Annotated in this window: 18 protein-coding genes and 1 riboswitch (1 of these 19 only partly in view); of the genes, 17 read left to right on the top strand and 1 reads right to left on the bottom strand. The window is 54.4% G+C overall.

From position 1 onward, the window contains the following. Window positions 1–38 precede the first annotated feature (38 nt). The 17 genes from VN24_RS03460 to VN24_RS28025 all read left to right on the top strand — a co-directional run bounded on the left by VN24_RS03460 (window position 39) and on the right by VN24_RS28025 (window position 15,701). Window positions 39–1,010 carry an aldolase catalytic domain-containing protein gene (locus tag VN24_RS03460; protein WP_045669280.1) on the top strand — a complete coding sequence of 324 codons (972 nt, stop codon included), beginning with the start codon at window positions 39–41 and terminating at the stop codon, window positions 1,008–1,010. 101 nt (window positions 1,011–1,111) lie between these two features. Beyond that, on the top strand, window positions 1,112–2,365 hold the full coding sequence (locus tag VN24_RS03455; RefSeq protein WP_045669279.1) for a M24 family metallopeptidase: 1,254 nt from the start codon (window positions 1,112–1,114) through the stop codon (window positions 2,363–2,365). Window positions 2,366–2,551: 186 nt separating this feature from the next. Then, entirely contained in the window at window positions 2,552–2,935 is a 384-nt protein-coding gene (locus VN24_RS03450; RefSeq protein ID WP_045669278.1) for a hypothetical protein, read from the top strand. A 151-nt stretch (window positions 2,936–3,086) separates the two neighbouring features. Then, window positions 3,087–3,273, top strand: a riboswitch (cobalamin riboswitch). 147 nt (window positions 3,274–3,420) lie between these two features. Next, a complete protein-coding gene (locus VN24_RS03445; RefSeq protein WP_238590817.1) occupies window positions 3,421–4,182 on the top strand; it encodes an energy-coupling factor ABC transporter permease in 762 nt (253 codons plus the stop codon). Continuing rightward, window positions 4,179–4,472, top strand: a complete 294-nt coding sequence (locus VN24_RS03440) for an energy-coupling factor ABC transporter substrate-binding protein (RefSeq protein WP_045669276.1) — start codon at window positions 4,179–4,181, stop codon at window positions 4,470–4,472. Before VN24_RS03445 ends, VN24_RS03440 begins: the two co-directional genes overlap by 4 nt. Continuing rightward, window positions 4,469–5,251, top strand: a complete 783-nt coding sequence (gene cbiQ, locus VN24_RS03435) for a cobalt ECF transporter T component CbiQ (RefSeq protein WP_045669275.1) — start codon at window positions 4,469–4,471, stop codon at window positions 5,249–5,251. The genes VN24_RS03440 and cbiQ overlap by 4 nt, the downstream gene beginning before the upstream one ends. Window positions 5,252–5,276: 25 nt before the next feature. After that, on the top strand, window positions 5,277–6,131 hold the full coding sequence (locus VN24_RS03430; protein WP_045672918.1) for an energy-coupling factor ABC transporter ATP-binding protein: 855 nt from the start codon (window positions 5,277–5,279) through the stop codon (window positions 6,129–6,131). Window positions 6,132–6,177: 46 nt separating this feature from the next. Then, window positions 6,178–6,891 (top strand): metal-dependent hydrolase, encoded by a 714-nt coding sequence (locus tag VN24_RS03425; protein WP_045669274.1) that lies wholly within the window; start codon window positions 6,178–6,180, stop codon window positions 6,889–6,891. Window positions 6,892–7,112: 221 nt separating this feature from the next. Beyond that, window positions 7,113–7,400, top strand: a complete 288-nt coding sequence (gatC, locus tag VN24_RS03420; protein WP_045669273.1) for an Asp-tRNA(Asn)/Glu-tRNA(Gln) amidotransferase subunit GatC — start codon at window positions 7,113–7,115, stop codon at window positions 7,398–7,400. 29 nt (window positions 7,401–7,429) lie between these two features. Further along, entirely contained in the window at window positions 7,430–8,887 is a 1,458-nt protein-coding gene (gatA, locus tag VN24_RS03415; RefSeq protein WP_045669272.1) for an Asp-tRNA(Asn)/Glu-tRNA(Gln) amidotransferase subunit GatA, read from the top strand. A 27-nt stretch (window positions 8,888–8,914) separates the two neighbouring features. After that, complete coding sequence (gene gatB, locus VN24_RS03410) at window positions 8,915–10,357, top strand: Asp-tRNA(Asn)/Glu-tRNA(Gln) amidotransferase subunit GatB (RefSeq protein WP_045669271.1); 1,443 nt, start codon at window positions 8,915–8,917, stop codon at window positions 10,355–10,357. A gap of 202 nt (window positions 10,358–10,559) precedes the next feature. Further along, window positions 10,560–11,297 carry an MgtC/SapB family protein gene (locus VN24_RS03405; RefSeq protein WP_045669270.1) on the top strand — a complete coding sequence of 246 codons (738 nt, stop codon included), beginning with the start codon at window positions 10,560–10,562 and terminating at the stop codon, window positions 11,295–11,297. Next, window positions 11,294–11,779, top strand: a complete 486-nt coding sequence (locus VN24_RS26135) for a DUF6677 family protein (RefSeq protein ID WP_052702758.1) — start codon at window positions 11,294–11,296, stop codon at window positions 11,777–11,779. The genes VN24_RS03405 and VN24_RS26135 overlap by 4 nt, the downstream gene beginning before the upstream one ends. Beyond that, window positions 11,779–13,281 (top strand): DUF4097 family beta strand repeat-containing protein, encoded by a 1,503-nt coding sequence (locus VN24_RS03395; RefSeq protein ID WP_045669269.1) that lies wholly within the window; start codon window positions 11,779–11,781, stop codon window positions 13,279–13,281. The genes VN24_RS26135 and VN24_RS03395 overlap by 1 nt, the downstream gene beginning before the upstream one ends. Window positions 13,282–13,390: 109 nt before the next feature. Next, the gene (gene perR / locus VN24_RS03390) at window positions 13,391–13,822 is read left to right on the top strand and encodes a peroxide-responsive transcriptional repressor PerR (protein WP_045669268.1); all 432 of its coding nucleotides are present in this window, start codon (window positions 13,391–13,393) and stop codon (window positions 13,820–13,822) included. Window positions 13,823–13,971: 149 nt separating this feature from the next. Then, on the top strand, window positions 13,972–14,751 hold the full coding sequence (locus tag VN24_RS28030) for a stalk domain-containing protein (RefSeq protein ID WP_238590816.1): 780 nt from the start codon (window positions 13,972–13,974) through the stop codon (window positions 14,749–14,751). Between the two features lie 245 nt (window positions 14,752–14,996). Then, complete coding sequence (locus VN24_RS28025) at window positions 14,997–15,701, top strand: glycosyl hydrolase family 18 protein (protein ID WP_420798623.1); 705 nt, start codon at window positions 14,997–14,999, stop codon at window positions 15,699–15,701. 117 nt (window positions 15,702–15,818) lie between these two features. Here VN24_RS28025 and VN24_RS03380 read toward each other — a convergent pair whose 3' ends face one another. Then, window positions 15,819–16,057: the 3' portion of a YgzB family protein gene (locus VN24_RS03380; protein WP_045669267.1), read on the bottom strand. 160 nt of this gene lie beyond the right edge of the window; only the last 239 of its 399 coding nucleotides appear in the window; its start codon lies off the right edge, out of view — the gene reads right to left on this strand; its stop codon occupies window positions 15,819–15,821.

The following is a 16,057-nucleotide window of genomic DNA, read 5'->3' as shown; positions in this document are numbered from 1 at the left end:
ATCAGATAATTTGTCTTGCAAAAAGGAGCTTAAGGTCTATGAATGCGAAAGCGAGTCACATTAAAATCGTCGACTGCACGATCCGCGACGGCGGTCTTGTAAACAATTGGGATTTCAGCGTCGGCTTCGTTCAGCATCTGTACAAGTGCCTGAACGAAGTCGGCATCGAATACATGGAGGTTGGCTACAAAAATTCGCCGAAGCTGCTCAAAAATACCGACGCCGCAGGCCCTTGGCGGTTTCTAAATGATGAATTCCTTCGCACCGTGATCCCTGAGAAAAAGAATACGAAGCTGTCCGCCCTCGTCGACATCGGCCGCGTTGATGAGAACGACATTTTACCGCGCGGGCAAAGTCTTCTCGACCTGATCCGTGTTGCTTGCTACATTCACCAGGTGGATGAAGCGCTTGAGCTGGTACAGGTGTTTCACGACCGCGGCTACGAAACAACGCTAAACATTATGGCGCTCTCGGGCGTGAACGAGAACGAATTAATGAACGCGTTCGAGGCGATTGCGAGCAGCGTGGTCGATGTTGTCTATATCGTCGATTCCTACGGCAGCCTGATGCCAAGCGACATCAATGCCCTGGTGGAGAAATTCCAAACCCATCTGCCGAACAAGCGTCTGGGCGCGCACATGCATAATAACCTGCAGCTGGCATTCGCCAACACTGTAGCGGCTGCGGATAAAGGCGTTGAACTGCTGGATGCCTCCGTCTACGGCATGGGACGCGCCGCAGGCAACTGCCCGACGGAATTGCTGATTGCCCGGATGAAAAATTCAAAGTACCGCCTTGGTCCGGTGCTCGATATGATTGAGAAATATATGTTTCCGCTCCGCGAGAAAGAAGAGTGGGGCTACATCATCCCTTATATGATCACCGGCATGTTAGGCGAGCATCCGCGTTCCGCTATGGCACTGCGCAATTCCGCCGATAAGGATAAAATCGTCGATTTCTACAATAGGCTGACCGCGCCGAAAGCATCGGGCGGAAATAGCGAGGATTGAAAGCGGCCGGGCTTTGGCCCGGTCTTTTCGCGCACCCATTTGACGATGTGATCTGAAATTTGTTGTAATGAAGGGAAAACGAAGAACGGGAGTGAGCCGGCATGAACGAGTACATACAAGGGGAAGCGCGGATCCCTGAAGCGGAAATAAAGGAGCGTATCGCCCGTGCGCAGGCGGAGCTGAAAACAGCGGGCCTTGACGGCTTGCTGCTTACTCAGGATGTTGATTTGCTGTACTTCACCGGCTCCATGCAAAATGGTTACGCATTTCTTCCGGCCGATGATGACCCTCTCTATTACGTACGGCGGAGCGTGAAGCGGGCTGAGGCGGAAGCGGCGATTGCCGTTCGTCCGCTCGGGGCGTTCCGTCAATTCGGCGAGACGCTTACAGCCGATTTCCCGGCAGTTATGCGGGATGGCGGGAAGCGGCGCATTGCCGCCGATCTCGATGTGCTGCCCGCTTCCATCTGCCAGAAGCTTTCGGAAATGTTGGCTGCGGCCGGCGGCGAAGCAGATTCGCACGGCAATTCTTCCCTGCTCGACGGGTCCGCGCTCATCAGGCGGGTCCGCTCCGTCAAATCGGCGTGGGAAGTCGGCCGGATTGAAGCTGCGGCAAAAGTAGCGGCTGAAGCGTTTCACAATTGTCTCGAGCATGTGCGGGAGGGCGTCTCCGAGCTCGAGTGGATCGCCCGCTACGAATATGAGATCCGCAAACGGGGACATATCGGGCTGATGCGGATGCGCGCGTACAATCAGGCGGTGATGACGGGGATGGTTGCTTCGGGAGCGGCGGCGGCCGAGCCCGCCGCCTTTGACGGGCCTGCCGGAGGCCGCGGCCTCGGACCGTCGGCCCCGCAAAGCGTAAGCCGCAAACGGTTTGCCCGCGGCGAGCCGATTTTGCTCGATGTAGGCTGCTGCATCGACGGTTACGTAATCGATCAGACGAGAACGGCCGTTATTGGCGAACTGGCCGATGACTTAACGGAAGCTTACGGTGTCACGGAAACGATATTGGACATGGCGCTTGGCCAAATGCGTCCGGGAGCGCTCCCCTCCGATATTTACGCCGCGTCGCTTCAATGCGCGGAAGCAGCCGGACTAACGGATCATTTCATGGGATACGGGAGAGACCAGGCGAAATTTCTCGGCCATGGCATCGGGCTGGAAGTGGATGAATGGCCGGTATTGGCACGCGGCTTTAATGAGCCGCTGGAGGCCGGGATGGTCATTGCGATCGAGCCGAAATTTACATTTCCGGGAAGAGGCGTCGTCGGAATTGAGGATACGGTGCTGGTCACAGCCTCGGAACCGAAGCGGCTCACGAGCCTTGCCCGCGGTCTGATTAAATTGCCGTAAACCGTGTCTCGTATTGGTTCCGCTCCCCTTTGAATAGCCGCGGGGAGTCGTTTTTTAGGTAGTTTTAAAAAAAAGTAAAGAGTTATTTGCTTGCCCTCCGTTTTTCTAGTAAAATTTAATAGAAGCCATCATAACTGTTGAAGATTGGACAGACGTTGAACGGCTAAAGGATAGGGGGCGAAGACGATGCTGAAGCTGGGTGAAAAGGTCGTCATTGTGGCCGATCATTTCGAACAGAACCTTCCGATCGGGGAGTACGGATATATTATCGCTTATGACCGCAATGCGGACAGCATATTTGAATATGTTGTGCGCGTGCCGTCTGCGAACCGGAGTTTTCTGCTGCCGGGCGAAGATGTGGAGCTTGAGGCTGCACTGATTCAACAGGAAGTCGACCGGGTTGAACGCGAGGCGCTGATCGACTTTGCGCTTGCCACTCGCAACGAGGAGCTGTTCAACCGCATTATGAACGTCAAGTCTTCGGACGAAGAGACCGCCGATGCGGGGTCGAAAGAAGTGCAAAGCCGCGAAGACTTCATCAAGCAGGTCAATTTGAAAGCCTGGATTTAATATTTGCCGCACTCATAACCCTGAGGTTATCCTCAGGGTTTTTTTTAATGGTACGCCCTTTGAGACCGCGATCGCCGTTTCGGCTTGTCTCTCTTTCGAAATCTCAATTGACAGTCAACGACGGGAAATGATAGTTTTAATTAAAAGCTAATCATATTCCAATAAACTAGGTGCCTTTGCGGATGCAAAGGGTAACAGGGAATCGGGTGCAAATCCCGAGCGGTCCCGCCACTGTATACAGGGAGTTTTCTTTTCGAACGTCACTTGGGTAAAACCGGGGAAGACAAAAGAAAACGTCGATCTGAAGCCAGGAGACCTACCTAGTTTGTATCGCCATATTGACCTTCGCGGAAAGGAATTGGTGTACGTTTGTTGCTGCCGACGACCGGGAACTTCTTTTTGTCGTCTGTTCATGCGTGCCCAAACCAATCCTGCATAAGCCGGGATTGGTTTTTTTTGTGTGAATATAAAGAGGAGGAATGGTTGTGAAGGTTAACAAATCGGCTGTATTGCTGATCGCGGGTTTTGTTTGTTATTTATGGGTCAATGAGCCCCGGTCCGCTTATGCGATGCACATTATGGAAGGGTTTTTGCCTCCGGCATGGGCGATGTTCTGGTGGGCCGTATTTATTCCGTTTTTTATGTTGGGCGTGCGCTCGCTCATCAAATTAACGAAAGAAGCGCCGGAGCTGAAGCTGATGCTGGGTCTGGCCGGCGCATTCACCTTTGTGCTTTCGGCGCTGAAGATTCCGTCGGTTACGGGCAGCAGCTCGCATCCGACCGGTACCGGGCTTGGCGCCGTCATGTTCGGTCCGCTGCCGATGAGCGTGCTCGGCTCGATCGTGCTTTTTTTCCAGGCGACGCTGCTTGCTCACGGCGGTTTGACGACGCTGGGAGCAAACGCGTTCTCGATGGCGGTGGCGGGGCCGATGGTCGGATATGCGGTATATACGTTGATCATGAAATCGACCGGCAAGCAAAAGCTGTCGATCTTCACCGCTGCGGCGCTCGCCGATTTGTCGACTTACGTCGTGACGTCGATTCAACTGGCAGCCGCTTTTCCGTCCGCGGACGGCGGTTTTATCGCTTCGTTTGCGAAGTTCGGCGGCATCTTTGCCCTGACTCAAATTCCGCTTGCCGTTAGTGAAGGTTTGCTGACGGTGCTGGTTTGGAACTGGCTGCAATCGTACAGCGGAAATGAGCTTTCGTTACTGCAGCGCAAAATGAAAGGAGCTGGCAGCAAATGAACAATAAGGTCAAAAACGGGTTAATCGTGGCTGCGGTTATTTTGCTGGGCGTTTTGCCGCTGCTGCTTGTGAATGGAGAGTTCACAGGAGCGGATGGAGCTGCCGAGGAGATGATCAGGGAGATTAATCCTTCCTTCGAGCCGTGGTTCACGCCGCTGCTTGAGCCGCCCGCGGAAACGGAAAGCATGCTGTTTGCGCTGCAGGCCGCCATCGGAGCCGGTTTTATCGGTTATGTGATCGGCTTGTTTAAAGGCAGATCGTCCAAGTCGTCGAACAAGGACAAGCGATGATCAAAAGCATCGATACGCTGTCGTATGGCAACCGGTTCAGATCCGTGTCGCCGATGTGGAAGACCGGCTTTGCCGCCGTGATGGTTGTGCTGTCGTATTGGACCCACCCGCTCGTGCAAGCGGCGATTTGGGCGTGGATGACGATTTGGACCGTTTATTATGCCGGAATTCCGATCCGCTTTTATTTTGTTCTATTCGGCTCGACGTGCCTCTTTTTTATGATGAGCCTGCCGGCGATGCTGCTTGAAATAACGCGCGGCGGCTTAAGCGGCGCGGGTGATGCCTGGCTTCTTGCCGAAGCCTTCGGCTGGAGCCTGTACGTGCCGTATGCTTCCGTGCAGGCTTCCGCGCTTGCGTTTGACCGGATTGCGGCATGCTCCGCGTGTTTGTTTTTTGTCATTTTCACGACGCCGGTGCCCGAGCTGCTGCAAGTGTTAAAGCGGCTGCGGCTGCCGCATCTCGTCGTGGAGCTCATGCTGCTGACGTACCGGTTCCTGTTCGTGCTGGCGGATACCGCCTACGGGATGTCGGTCGCGCAGCGTTCGCGCGGCGGGCACAACGGCTTTGCCGGAACGATCCGCGATATTGCCATCCTGGTGGTCCGGCTGTTCGGCAAAGCGATGCAGCGGTACAAGGGGCTGTCGAACGGACTCATTTCCAGAGGTTTTGTCAACGAAATTCATTTGGCGCCATACAAAAGCGGACGCATTCCGTTTCGGTACAAGGCGGAAGGCTGTGCGGGCATCGCCGTGCTGCTGGCACTGGAACTGCTGTTTTGACGGCTTTAGGAAGGAGGCTCTCATCATCAAACCGATTTTACAAACCGAGCGGCTCAGCTATACTTATCCCGGATCGGCCGCCCAGGCTTTGCGTGAATTGAACCTCTCCATACCGGAAGGAAAAAAAACGGCGATATGCGGTCATAACGGCTCGGGAAAGTCGACGCTGTTTCTGCAGTCTATCGGCATTTGCCGCCCGGACGGAGGCACGCTTCGCTGGAAGGGCGAGCCGCTGACTTATAAGCCGAAGGAGCTGAAGCGGCTGCGCCGGCAGATCGGCCTTGTGTTTCAGGATCCCGAGCAGCAGCTTATTTTGAATACGCCGTATGAGGATGTTTCGTACGGGCTGCGCAATGCCGGAATGGCCGAAGCGGACATTCATGAGCGGACCTATGCCATGCTGGAGCTGCTGGAGCTAGGGGCGCTTGCCGATACGCCGATTCATCATTTAAGTCTGGGGCAAAAAAAACGGGTCGCACTGGCGGGGGTGCTCGTGCTGGAACCGGAGCTGCTGCTGCTGGACGAGCCGACCGCCTATTTGGACCGCAGCTCGGAGAAGCGGCTTATCGCCGAGCTGGACCGTATTCATAACCGGGGCATGACAACGGTTATGGCAACCCACGATATGAATCTTGTCTACGCTTGGGCGGACTGGGTGCTTGTGCTGGAGAAGGGACGGTGCGTCACGGAAGGCACGCCGGAGCAGGTATTCAAGGACGCCGCATTGATGCACATGCTCGGGCTCGAGCTGCCGATGCTGGTCGAAGTATGGAACGCGCTGCCTGAGTCGATCCGCAATGGACGTCCCGCACCGCGGAATGTAGAAGAGCTGAAACGAAATTATCGTACTTTCTTGTGTACAAACAGCCAGGAAGGGTAAATAATGAGAGTTAGACTACATATCCGAATCAGGAGGTTATGCGCGAATGGAACTTATTTATCATGGGCATTCCTGCGTGCAAATCGTATCGGAAGGCAAGTCGCTGCTGATTGATCCGTTTTTGAGAGGGAACGAGCTGGCGGTTACGAAGCCGGAGGAGATTAAAACCGATTACGTACTGCTCACTCATGCGCATACGGATCATATTTTGGATGCCGAAGCGATCGCCAAAGCGAACGACGCAACGGTTGTCGCCATCCATGAGCTCGCTACATACATGTCTTGGAAAGGGCTCAAAACGGTCGATATGAACATCGGCGGCACGCTTGACCTTGGCTTTGCCCAAGTGACGATGATCCAGGCGTTCCACAGCTCCGGCATCGTTCTGCCGGACGAGCAGCGCATCATCTATGCCGGCATGCCGGCCGGTTTTATTGTCCGTGCGGAAGGAAGCAGCATTCTTCATGCCGGCGACACCTCCTTGTATTCCGACATGAAGCTGATCGGCGAGCGGAATCATTTCGACGTCGCTTTCATTCCGATCGGCGACCGGTACACGATGGGGCCGAAGGACGCCCTCCAGGCAGCGGAATGGTTCGGCGCGAAGCTGGTCGTTCCGGTGCACTACGACACGTTTGCGCCGATTCGCCAGGACGCCGAAGATTTCGTGCGGGAGCTGACGGAGCGCGGCATGAAAGGGCAGGTGCTGGCTCCCGGCGGAAAGCTCGATATCCGTGTAAGAGGCGAGGTCCGCGACTAGATAGAGGCGGACGACCGCTTGTTCTTTCGAAGTTCCAGCAGCGTGACCGATAAAGCGGAGACCCTTGAGAATCGGGCGGGTTTCCGCTTTGTCGTCGTTAAGTGACCTTAGGCAGGCCGGCAGCGATGCTAATGTGTGATGCGTTATGCTCTGTTTTCATTGAGTTGGCGGCCCGATATACGCTATAATGGAAAGAATGATTCCAAGGAGGACATGACTGCATGAGCATAACGCTTCAGGACGTCGAACACGTGGCGGGCCTCGCCCGGCTTGATTTGAGCGAAGAGGAAAAAGATATTTTCACAGGACAATTGAATGCGATCTTAAAATATGTGGAAAAGCTCAGCGAGCTGGATACCGACGGCATAGAGCCGACCAGCCATGTGCTTCCGATCGCCAATGTGATGCGGGAAGACGAAGTAAAGCCGTCCATTGACGTGGAGAAAGCGCTGCTGAACGCGCCCGACGATGAAGACGGCCAGTTTAAGGTGCCGGCCGTGCTGGACTAATATTGCATCGATTGAAAGGGGGGCCACTGTTGGCCATTTTTGATTTACGCCTGCAGGAAGTGCATGACAAGCTGAAAGGCGGAGAAATTTCCGCAGCAGAGCTGACCGATGCGTCTTACAAGCGCATTGCCGAAACGGAGCCGAAAATCAAGGCGTTTATAACGCTTGATGAAGAACGCGCCCGCACCGGCGCCGCGGATCTCGACAACAAACTGAAGGACGGCTCCGAACGCGGGCTGCTGTTCGCGCTGCCGGCCGGAGTGAAGGACAACATCGTAACGGAAGGACTGCTGACGACGTGCGGCAGTCAATTCTTAAGCAATTATAACCCGATTTACGACGCAACGGTCGTAAGCAAGCTGAAGACGGCCGGTTCCGTCACCGTCGGCAAGCTGAATATGGACGAGTTTGCGATGGGCGGTTCAAACGAGAATTCCAGCTATTATCCGGTCCGCAACCCGTGGAATACCGAATATGTTCCGGGCGGCTCCAGCGGCGGCTCCGCCGCTTCCGTGGCGGCAGGACAAGTTTATTTTGCGCTCGGCTCCGACACGGGCGGTTCGATCCGCCAGCCTGCCGCCTACTGCGGCATCGTCGGACTGAAACCGACTTACGGCCTCGTATCGCGGTTCGGGCTTGTCGCGTTCGCTTCTTCGCTCGACCAGATCGGTCCGCTGACGAAAAACGTTGAAGATTCCGCATATGTGCTGCAGGCGATTGCAGGTTACGACGCAATGGATTCAACTTCGGCCAACGTCGACATTCCCGACTATGTCAGCGCATTGTCCGGGGACGTGAAAGGTCTGCGCATCGGCGTTCCGAAGGAATATATGGGCGAAGGAATCGACCCGAAAGTGAAGGAAGCGGTGCTGGCCGCGCTGAAAGTTTACGAAAGCCTCGGCGCGACATGGGAGGAAGTGTCGATGCCGCATACGGAATATGCGATCGCGACCTACTATCTGCTCGCTTCTTCGGAAGCGTCCTCCAACCTGGCCCGTTTCGACGGCGTCCGTTACGGCGTGCGCGCCGACAACCCGGATAATCTGCTCGATTTGTACCGCAAGTCGCGCAGCCAGGGCTTCGGGCCGGAAGTGAAGCGCCGGATTATGCTCGGCACCTACGCGCTAAGCTCCGGCTACTATGACGCCTATTATTTGAAGGCGCAAAAGGTAAGAACGCTCATCAAGCGCGATTTCGACGAGGCGTTTAAAAAGTACGACGTGTTGATCGGGCCGACGGCTCCGACGACGGCGTTCAAGATCGGGGAACAAGTCGGCGACCCGCTGACGATGTATATGAACGATATTTGTACGGTTCCGGTCAGCCTGGCAGGCGTTCCGGCCATGAGCATTCCGTGCGGATTTGCGGACGGATTGCCTGTCGGCCTGCAAATTATCGGCAAGGCGTTCGACGAACGGACGATGCTGCGCGCGGCTTATGCCTTCGAGCAGCATACGGATTTCCATAAACAGCGCCCGCAGCTGTAATTTTTAGAAGCAGGAGGAACGATAGCAGTGTCTGAAGCGACTCGATATGAAACGGTCATCGGCCTTGAAGTGCACGTGGAGCTGCATACGAACAGCAAAATTTTTTGCGGATGCTCCACGTCGTTCGGGGCTCCGCCGAATAGCCATACGTGCCCGATCTGTCTCGGGCATCCCGGTGTGCTGCCGGTGCTGAACCGGCAGGCTGTCGAATATGCGATGAAGGCGGCGATGGCGCTGAACTGCACCATTGCCGACGTCAGCAAGTTCGACCGCAAAAACTATTTTTATCCCGATTCTCCGAAAGCGTACCAGATTTCCCAGTATGATCAGCCGATCGGCGAGCATGGCTGGATCGACATCGAAGTGGGCGGGGAAACAAAGCGGATCGGCATTACCCGCCTTCATCTGGAGGAGGATGCGGGCAAGCTGACGCACGTGGACGGCGGCTTCGCTTCGCTGGTCGACTTTAACCGTGTCGGCACGCCGCTGGTGGAAATCGTCTCCGAGCCGGACATCCGCACGCCGGAGGAAGCGAAAGCTTATCTCGAGAAATTGAAAGCGATCATGCAATACTGCGATGTGTCCGACGTCAAAATGGAAGAAGGAAGCCTGCGCTGTGACGCTAACATCAGCCTTCGTCCATGGGGACAGGAAAAGTTCGGCACGCGCGCCGAGCTGAAGAACATGAACTCGTTCCGCGGCGTACAGCGCGGACTCGAATATGAGCAGTGGCGCCAGGCGGACATTTTGGAAGGCGGCGGTCAAGTTGTGCAGGAAACGCGGCGCTGGGACGATTCCCAGGGCAAGACATTTTCGATGCGCGGCAAGGAAGAATCGCATGACTACCGCTATTTTCCCGATCCGGATCTGGTCCGTCTCCATATCGACGCCGAATGGAAGGAGCGCGTCCGCGCTACCATTCCGGAGCTGCCGGATGCCCGTCAGGCGCGTTATGCAGCGGAATACGACCTTCCATCTTACGATGCGGGCGTTATTACGTCTTCCAAAAAACTGGCCGACTTCTTTGAAGAAAGCCTGCGCTACACGAAGGACGCCAAAGCGGTCGCCAACTGGATTATGGGCGATTTGCTCGGCTACTTGAACTCGAACAATCTAGACATTGACGGCGTTAAAGTGACCGGCCAAGGATTGGGCGAAATGATCGGTTTGCTCGAGAAGGGCACGATCAGCAGCAAAATCGCCAAGACGGTATTTAAATCGATGCTGGAGACGGGCAAGCTGCCGCAGCAGATCGTCGAAGAGCAAGGTTTGGTGCAGATCAGCGACGAAGGAGCGATTCTTGCCATCGTCGACCGCATTGTGGAAGCCAACCCGCAATCCGTGGAAGATTATAAAGCCGGCAAGCAAAAAGCGATCGGATTCCTCGTCGGCCAAGTGATGAAAGAATCAAAGGGCAAAGCGAACCCCGGACTTGTGAACAAGCTGCTCGCAGAGCGGCTGAACAAGTAACCCCGGCCGATCGACCATGCCGTCCCCATTACGCCATACGGCGCCGGGGGCGGCTTTTTTTGCGTTTACAGAAGCGGATAAGGTGTTACAATTACTCAAGGAGATGCTAGGTTCGCTGCAGTAAAAACATGCTCTGGCGTACGTATGCAGTATGCTATATAATCGTTATCCTTTTTGCGGATATGCACTTGGAAAGGTTGTGATGCGGAAAGTGGCCGTCAATACAGCAATTCAAGCAACAAGCCATAATCCATGGTTCATTAGCGAATGGGAGATTCTGCTGCGAATGGTGCTGGCATTGGTGCTTGGAGGATTAATCGGTTTTGAGAGGGAACAATCGAATCATGCGGCCGGACTGCGTACGAATGCGCTCGTCTGTCTCGGCTCGTGTCTGCTCATGCTTTTGTCCGAACACGGCTTTGCCGAATTTGTCAATGAACCGAACGTACGGCTGGACCCCGCCCGTCTGGCGGCTCAGGTTATAACAGGAATCGGTTTCTTAGGAGCGGGTACGATCCTTTTTACCGGCAAATCGATCACGGGTTTAACGACGGCGGCGTCGCTTTGGGTGGTCTCGGCGATCGGACTTGCGGTTGGGGCGGGCTTTCTGTTCGCTGCAGCATCCGCAACGATAATGGTGCTTCTTATTCTCTGGTTTTTGAACAAGCTGGAGAAAAAATATATCGCAGGAAAAAAAGAACATCACCTGTCCATCGTAGCCGACGAGCGTACAACGTTGTTCCAGGCGATCAGCGCGTTGATGCTGGAGCGAGAAATTACGATCCGGAAAATTACGCTCCAGGAATACGGCGACGTCGAGCTGGAAGAACCGAGGGTAATGTTGAAGCTGAATGTCTCATATCCAAATTCGGGTAATATCATCGTTCTTTTAGACGAAATTAAACGATTGGAAGGTGTACATGCCGTGAGTACGGAATGAAGGACCGCATCGAGAGAGAGAACTCGCCGATTTCACCGAAATCACCTAAGAAAAGATGGCTCGCGGGCTTGCTTGCCTTTATCGTTCCCGGAGCGGGACATATTTATGCCGGTTATTACACGCGGGGGCTGCTGCTGTTAGCAGCGGTTTTTCTCGATATTTCGGCGCTGATCCGGTTTTCCGACTCTACGGGAGGAAGCCGCGCTCTGCTGCTCGTCTATTTGGGGCTTGCGCTGCCCGTGCTTTATTTCGTCAGCGTATTTGATGCGCTGCAAAAAGCTTCCGCTCATCCGGCGGAACTGTCCCATTCGGAATCGGGGGCATCGGCCAAGAGCGCAATTACATTCGTTCAAGGCGCTGCGCTTATGGGCGCCGGCGCGCTGCTGCTGTTTTTGATCCGTCCCCTGCAGCCGTTCAACCGAGGCTCGACTGGATCGGCGACTATGCTTCCGGAGCGGGTCTGCTTGTCATCGGATTGCTGATGTTGATGTGGGGAAGCCGCAGCAGCGCCTTTCTTCTCGGCCGGTGGTCGGCGGCGGCTCTCGTCGTTTTTGTCGGAGCCGTTCTTCTATGGGATCAAGTGAAGGGCCGCAACGACATTTCGCTGCTGGGCGAATGGTGGCCGGCCCTTCTGATCATTATCGGGCTGGAAGTGACGGCATACAGCCTCATGACGCGCCGCCGCCATCGCCGGCTTCTATTCGATGTGGCCGGCGTGTTTGTCGCTTTTCTTATCGCTTCCACCGCATTTGTCATCACGCAATACGGTGGACTGCCATTCCGCTGGCTGGATCAGTGGAACACCGGCATTGCCGGAATCGGCAATCTTGGCGAAGAGAAGGGCTATGAATATACGAAGAACGACGTAACCGCGGTGCCCGAGCAAAAGGTTAAAACAGTGGTCATCGATAACCCGAACGGAGAAATAAAGGTGATGCGCGGAAGCGGCAGCTCGGTCGTTGTCAAAACGGTCGTTTGGATCGATCTCGAGAACAAGCAGGAAGCGGACAAAATCGCCGGCGAATCGGAAGTGAAGATTGCATCCGGCGAGCAGATGGTCATCGAGGCGAAGGGCAAGCCGTACGGAGCGAACGGAGAGCGTAAGCCGCGCATGAATATAACCGTTTTGCTGCCGGAAAATACCGCGGCGGTCGAAACGGTGTCCCTCGGAGAAGCTCCCGGCGGCGTATCGCCCGAAAGCGGTGTCCCGGACGGTGTCCCGGACCATCCAAGCGGAGGCAACCTTGGCGGCGGAGCGCTCCAAGGAGATAATGAGATCGAGGGGAGCGGCATCAGTGATGCCGGTAATGTCCTTAACGGCACCGGTTCATCCTCACCTTCCGGCAGCGGGCAGGAGAGGGACGACGTCGAGATGAAAGTGAACGCTGGCAACGGGCCCGTAACAATCAGCGGCTTTCGGCTGGCAGCCGGCCTGACGGTGAACAATGTGAACGGCCTCATAAATATTCGTGACATTACCGGATCTGTATCCGCACATACTATATATGGAGACATTACGGCGAATGCCATAACGGGCGATGCGAAGCTCTCGGCCAAGGACGGCAATGTGTATGCCAAAGGCATTGGAGGCAATCTGTCTGCGTCCACTTCCAACGGAAGTTTGGAACTGTCTCAGATTGACGGAAATACGGAGGCCGGAACGAAGAACGGGAAAATCTCGATCAATGAAGTGCGGGGCAACGTCCAAGCCGATACGTTAAACGGTGAAATTGATCTTGCCAGCGCGGTTGTGGAAGGCTCCTGGGATGTCGACAGTTCGATCGGCGATATTCATATCCGGCTTCCGGAGTCCGGCGATTACTCGGTTTACGGCTCCGTTACGTTCGGTTCGATTTCATCGGATCTTCCGCTCGCAAACGACAGCAAAACGATTGAGGGAACCATCGGTCTCGGAACGTACCGAATCAATGTCGATGCCAACAGCGATATTGCAATTAACCGTTACACGTCACCATCCGGGTAAATCGGGGCTAGACCGGCCTAAGATCGGCGTTTCTATTCCCATTTCATTGACAATATCGGAAGAAAGCGCGTAAAATAGTTTACAACAACTTAGGAAAGGCGTGAAGGGTATGGGAGCCAATGTTGAACAAGCTTTGGAACAGCTGAAGATGAATGGCGTCCGCATGACCCCGCAGCGTCACGCAATATTAAGTTATCTGATGAATTCCATGTCTCATCCTACCGCGGATGTGATTTATAAGGCTTTATCACCTAATTTTCCAAGTATGAGCGTGGCGACAATATATAATAATCTGCGGTTATTTGTGGAAGCCGGGCTCGTGAGGGAGCTGAAGTACGGCGACGATTCCAGCCGCTTTGATGCGGATTTATCCGACCATTACCATGCGATATGCAGAGTGTGCGGAGACATCGTCGATTTTGATCACCCTCCTCTGCTGTCGGTTGAACGGGCGGCGTCGCGTGAGACCGGATTTACAGTTGAAGGCCATCGGATGGAAATATACGGCGTTTGCACAAACTGCAACACCGGCAAACATTAATGAGGCAATTATTTGTTTTACAAAAGTGCAGTGATGGAAGGTGATTCTTCCAGCATTGCACTTTTTTTTATTGGTCGCTGAAGAGCAACTTTTTGCCCTAATCTTTCGTATTAACAAAGGATGGGAGCAGAAGGAGTGTCTACTAAATAATGGAAAACCTATCGGTAAGGGTAAGACGCCGCCGCGGCGGAGGATTTCGGCTGTTTGTACTGATTTGTTTTTTGCTTGCAGCGGTTGCCGGCGCATGGGCCGGTTATCTGCGGTTTATTCCGAACAATAAGCATATCGTTCCCGACTACGGGACAAAGCACCCTTTATTTTATAAAGGGGAGTTTTTGAAACAAGGCGCACTCGTGCGGGAAGATTCCGTGAAGCTGCCGCTTGAAGCGGTGCAGGATTTGGCGGGAGACGAGGAAATCAGATATGAACCGGACTCTGAATCGGTTATTTTGACGACTACCACTAAAGTGATGCGGATGCAGACAGATGCTCTTACGGCAAAAATGAACAGCAAGACGATCAAGCTTGCTTTTGCCCCGGAGAGCGTGGACGGCACGCTGTATATCCCTTTGACGCCGCTGCAGGAGCTTTACGGCATTCAAGCATCGGTGTCCGCTTCCACTGGCGCGGTAACGTTGTTCAAAGCCGGCGACGCCGTTCAGCAGGCGGCGGTAAAAAAGGACAACCTGTTGATCCGCGAAAAGGCTACGATCCGCGCTCCGATCGTCGATGAAGCGCCCAAGGATGCAGATGACAACATACGGGTATGGGGGAGCGGGACGGCTGGTATTACGTGCAGGGACCGGGCGGTTATGCGGGCTATGCACGCAAATCCGATCTCATCCTCGGCAAGGTGCGGCAGTTCGAGTCCCTTCCTGACGAGCCGCCTTTTATCGCTTGGAAAACAATCGGCAGTAAAATTAATTTAACATGGGAAGCCGTCTACAAAAAAGATCCCGATCCGTCCGGGTTTTCGGAGCTGACGGGAGTCAATGTAATCAGTCCGACCTGGTTTGAGCTTCTTGACGGAAGCGGCCAAATCCGCAGCAAGGCCGACAGTCATTATGTCAATTGGGCGCGAAACCGCGGCATTCAGCTGTGGGCGGTATTCAGCAACGGATTTGAGCCGAAACGGACGACCCAGGCGCTTTCTACGGTCGAAACGCGGTTTTATATGATCCAGCAGCTTCTCGCGTACGCGAAGATGTACCGGCTGCAAGGAATCAATATCGATTTTGAAAATGTAAGAACGGCCGACAAAGCAAATCTTGTCCAGTTTGTGCGCGAGCTGACTCCGATGCTGCACGAGCAAAATCTCGTCGTATCGATCGATGTCACGCCAAAATCCAACAGCGAGCTGTGGTCGCTGTTTCTCGACCGGCCGGCGCTCATCCAGAGCGTGGATTATATGATGCTCATGGCTTACGATGAACACTGGGCTTCGAGTCCGAATTCCGGATCGGTCGCTTCGATGCCGTGGGTGAAAAGAGCGGTGGACCGCCTTGTGGAGGAGGATGGAATACCGCCGGCGAAGCTTATTCTTGGCATGCCCCTCTACACAAGAATTTGGACCGAGACGATCGGGCAAAACGGAAAAAGGAAGGTCTCTTCCAAAGCGGTCGGAATGGACCGGGTCCGTGAAATCATCGCGGCTAAAAAGCTTGCTCCTGTTTATGATGCCGCAACCGGTCAAAATTATGTGGAATATTCCGAGAACGGGGCGCTTAACCGGATATGGATCGAAGACGCGCTTTCGATTAAAGCGCGGGTGGATCTGGCCAACCGGTACGGGCTCGCCGGCGTTGCCACCTGGAACCGGTCCTTTCAAAGCGACGATATTTGGAGCGTTATTGAAGGAGCGCTGAATAAAAGATCCTGAAGCAGCTTTGATCGCCGAACACTATGAAGAGCCGATCGACGGATTTACGCAGCGGGTGAATGCGCGAATTTGCCGTCGGTCGGCTTGTTTTACTTATCGCAAAGTTTAAGCTCTTTCTCACATTTTAGGAAGAGATTCATTTTTCAATTCTGTTGAAGCGTTTTCAGATTTAATGTCGTTGTCTGCGCCATCGGTTGCTTGGGATGGGTCGAACGTTAACATCGTTTTGCAAAACATGCACCGGTCCGTTTTCCCGAGTATTTTCGTCTGCCGGCCGCATTCGGGACAGGCAAGGATGACGGCGCTTGTGGACAGCATTCCTGCCCAGAAATAGATGCCTACGCTGAGCAATAACG

It is taken from the genome of Paenibacillus beijingensis (assembly GCF_000961095.1).
In the GTDB taxonomy this organism is placed as follows: domain Bacteria; phylum Bacillota; class Bacilli; order Paenibacillales; family Paenibacillaceae; genus Paenibacillus_O; species Paenibacillus_O beijingensis.
Note: the sequence above shows the minus strand (reverse complement) of the source record. Positions and strands in the feature narration are given on the sequence as shown.

Bases quoted from the DNA above. Each gene is read 5' to 3' on its own strand.
- VN24_RS03460 (WP_045669280.1), top strand. From the start codon at position 39: ATGAATGCGAAAGCGAGTCACATTAAAATCGTCGACTGCACGATCCGC.
- perR (WP_045669268.1), top strand. From the start codon at position 13,391: ATGGGAGCCAATGTTGAACAAGCTTTGGAACAGCTGAAGATGAATGGC.
- cbiQ (WP_045669275.1), top strand. From the start codon at position 4,469: ATGATCAAAAGCATCGATACGCTGTCGTATGGCAACCGGTTCAGATCC.
- VN24_RS28025 (WP_420798623.1), top strand. From the start codon at position 14,997: ATGATCCAGCAGCTTCTCGCGTACGCGAAGATGTACCGGCTGCAAGGA.
- VN24_RS03440 (WP_045669276.1), top strand. From the start codon at position 4,179: ATGAACAATAAGGTCAAAAACGGGTTAATCGTGGCTGCGGTTATTTTG.
- VN24_RS03450 (WP_045669278.1), top strand. From the start codon at position 2,552: ATGCTGAAGCTGGGTGAAAAGGTCGTCATTGTGGCCGATCATTTCGAA.
- VN24_RS03455 (WP_045669279.1), top strand. From the start codon at position 1,112: ATGAACGAGTACATACAAGGGGAAGCGCGGATCCCTGAAGCGGAAATA.
- gatC (WP_045669273.1), top strand. From the start codon at position 7,113: ATGAGCATAACGCTTCAGGACGTCGAACACGTGGCGGGCCTCGCCCGG.
- VN24_RS03425 (WP_045669274.1), top strand. From the start codon at position 6,178: ATGGAACTTATTTATCATGGGCATTCCTGCGTGCAAATCGTATCGGAA.
- VN24_RS03405 (WP_045669270.1), top strand. From the start codon at position 10,560: ATGCGGAAAGTGGCCGTCAATACAGCAATTCAAGCAACAAGCCATAAT.
- VN24_RS03395 (WP_045669269.1), top strand. From the start codon at position 11,779: ATGTTGATGTGGGGAAGCCGCAGCAGCGCCTTTCTTCTCGGCCGGTGG.
- VN24_RS26135 (WP_052702758.1), top strand. From the start codon at position 11,294: ATGAAGGACCGCATCGAGAGAGAGAACTCGCCGATTTCACCGAAATCA.
- VN24_RS28030 (WP_238590816.1), top strand. From the start codon at position 13,972: ATGGAAAACCTATCGGTAAGGGTAAGACGCCGCCGCGGCGGAGGATTT.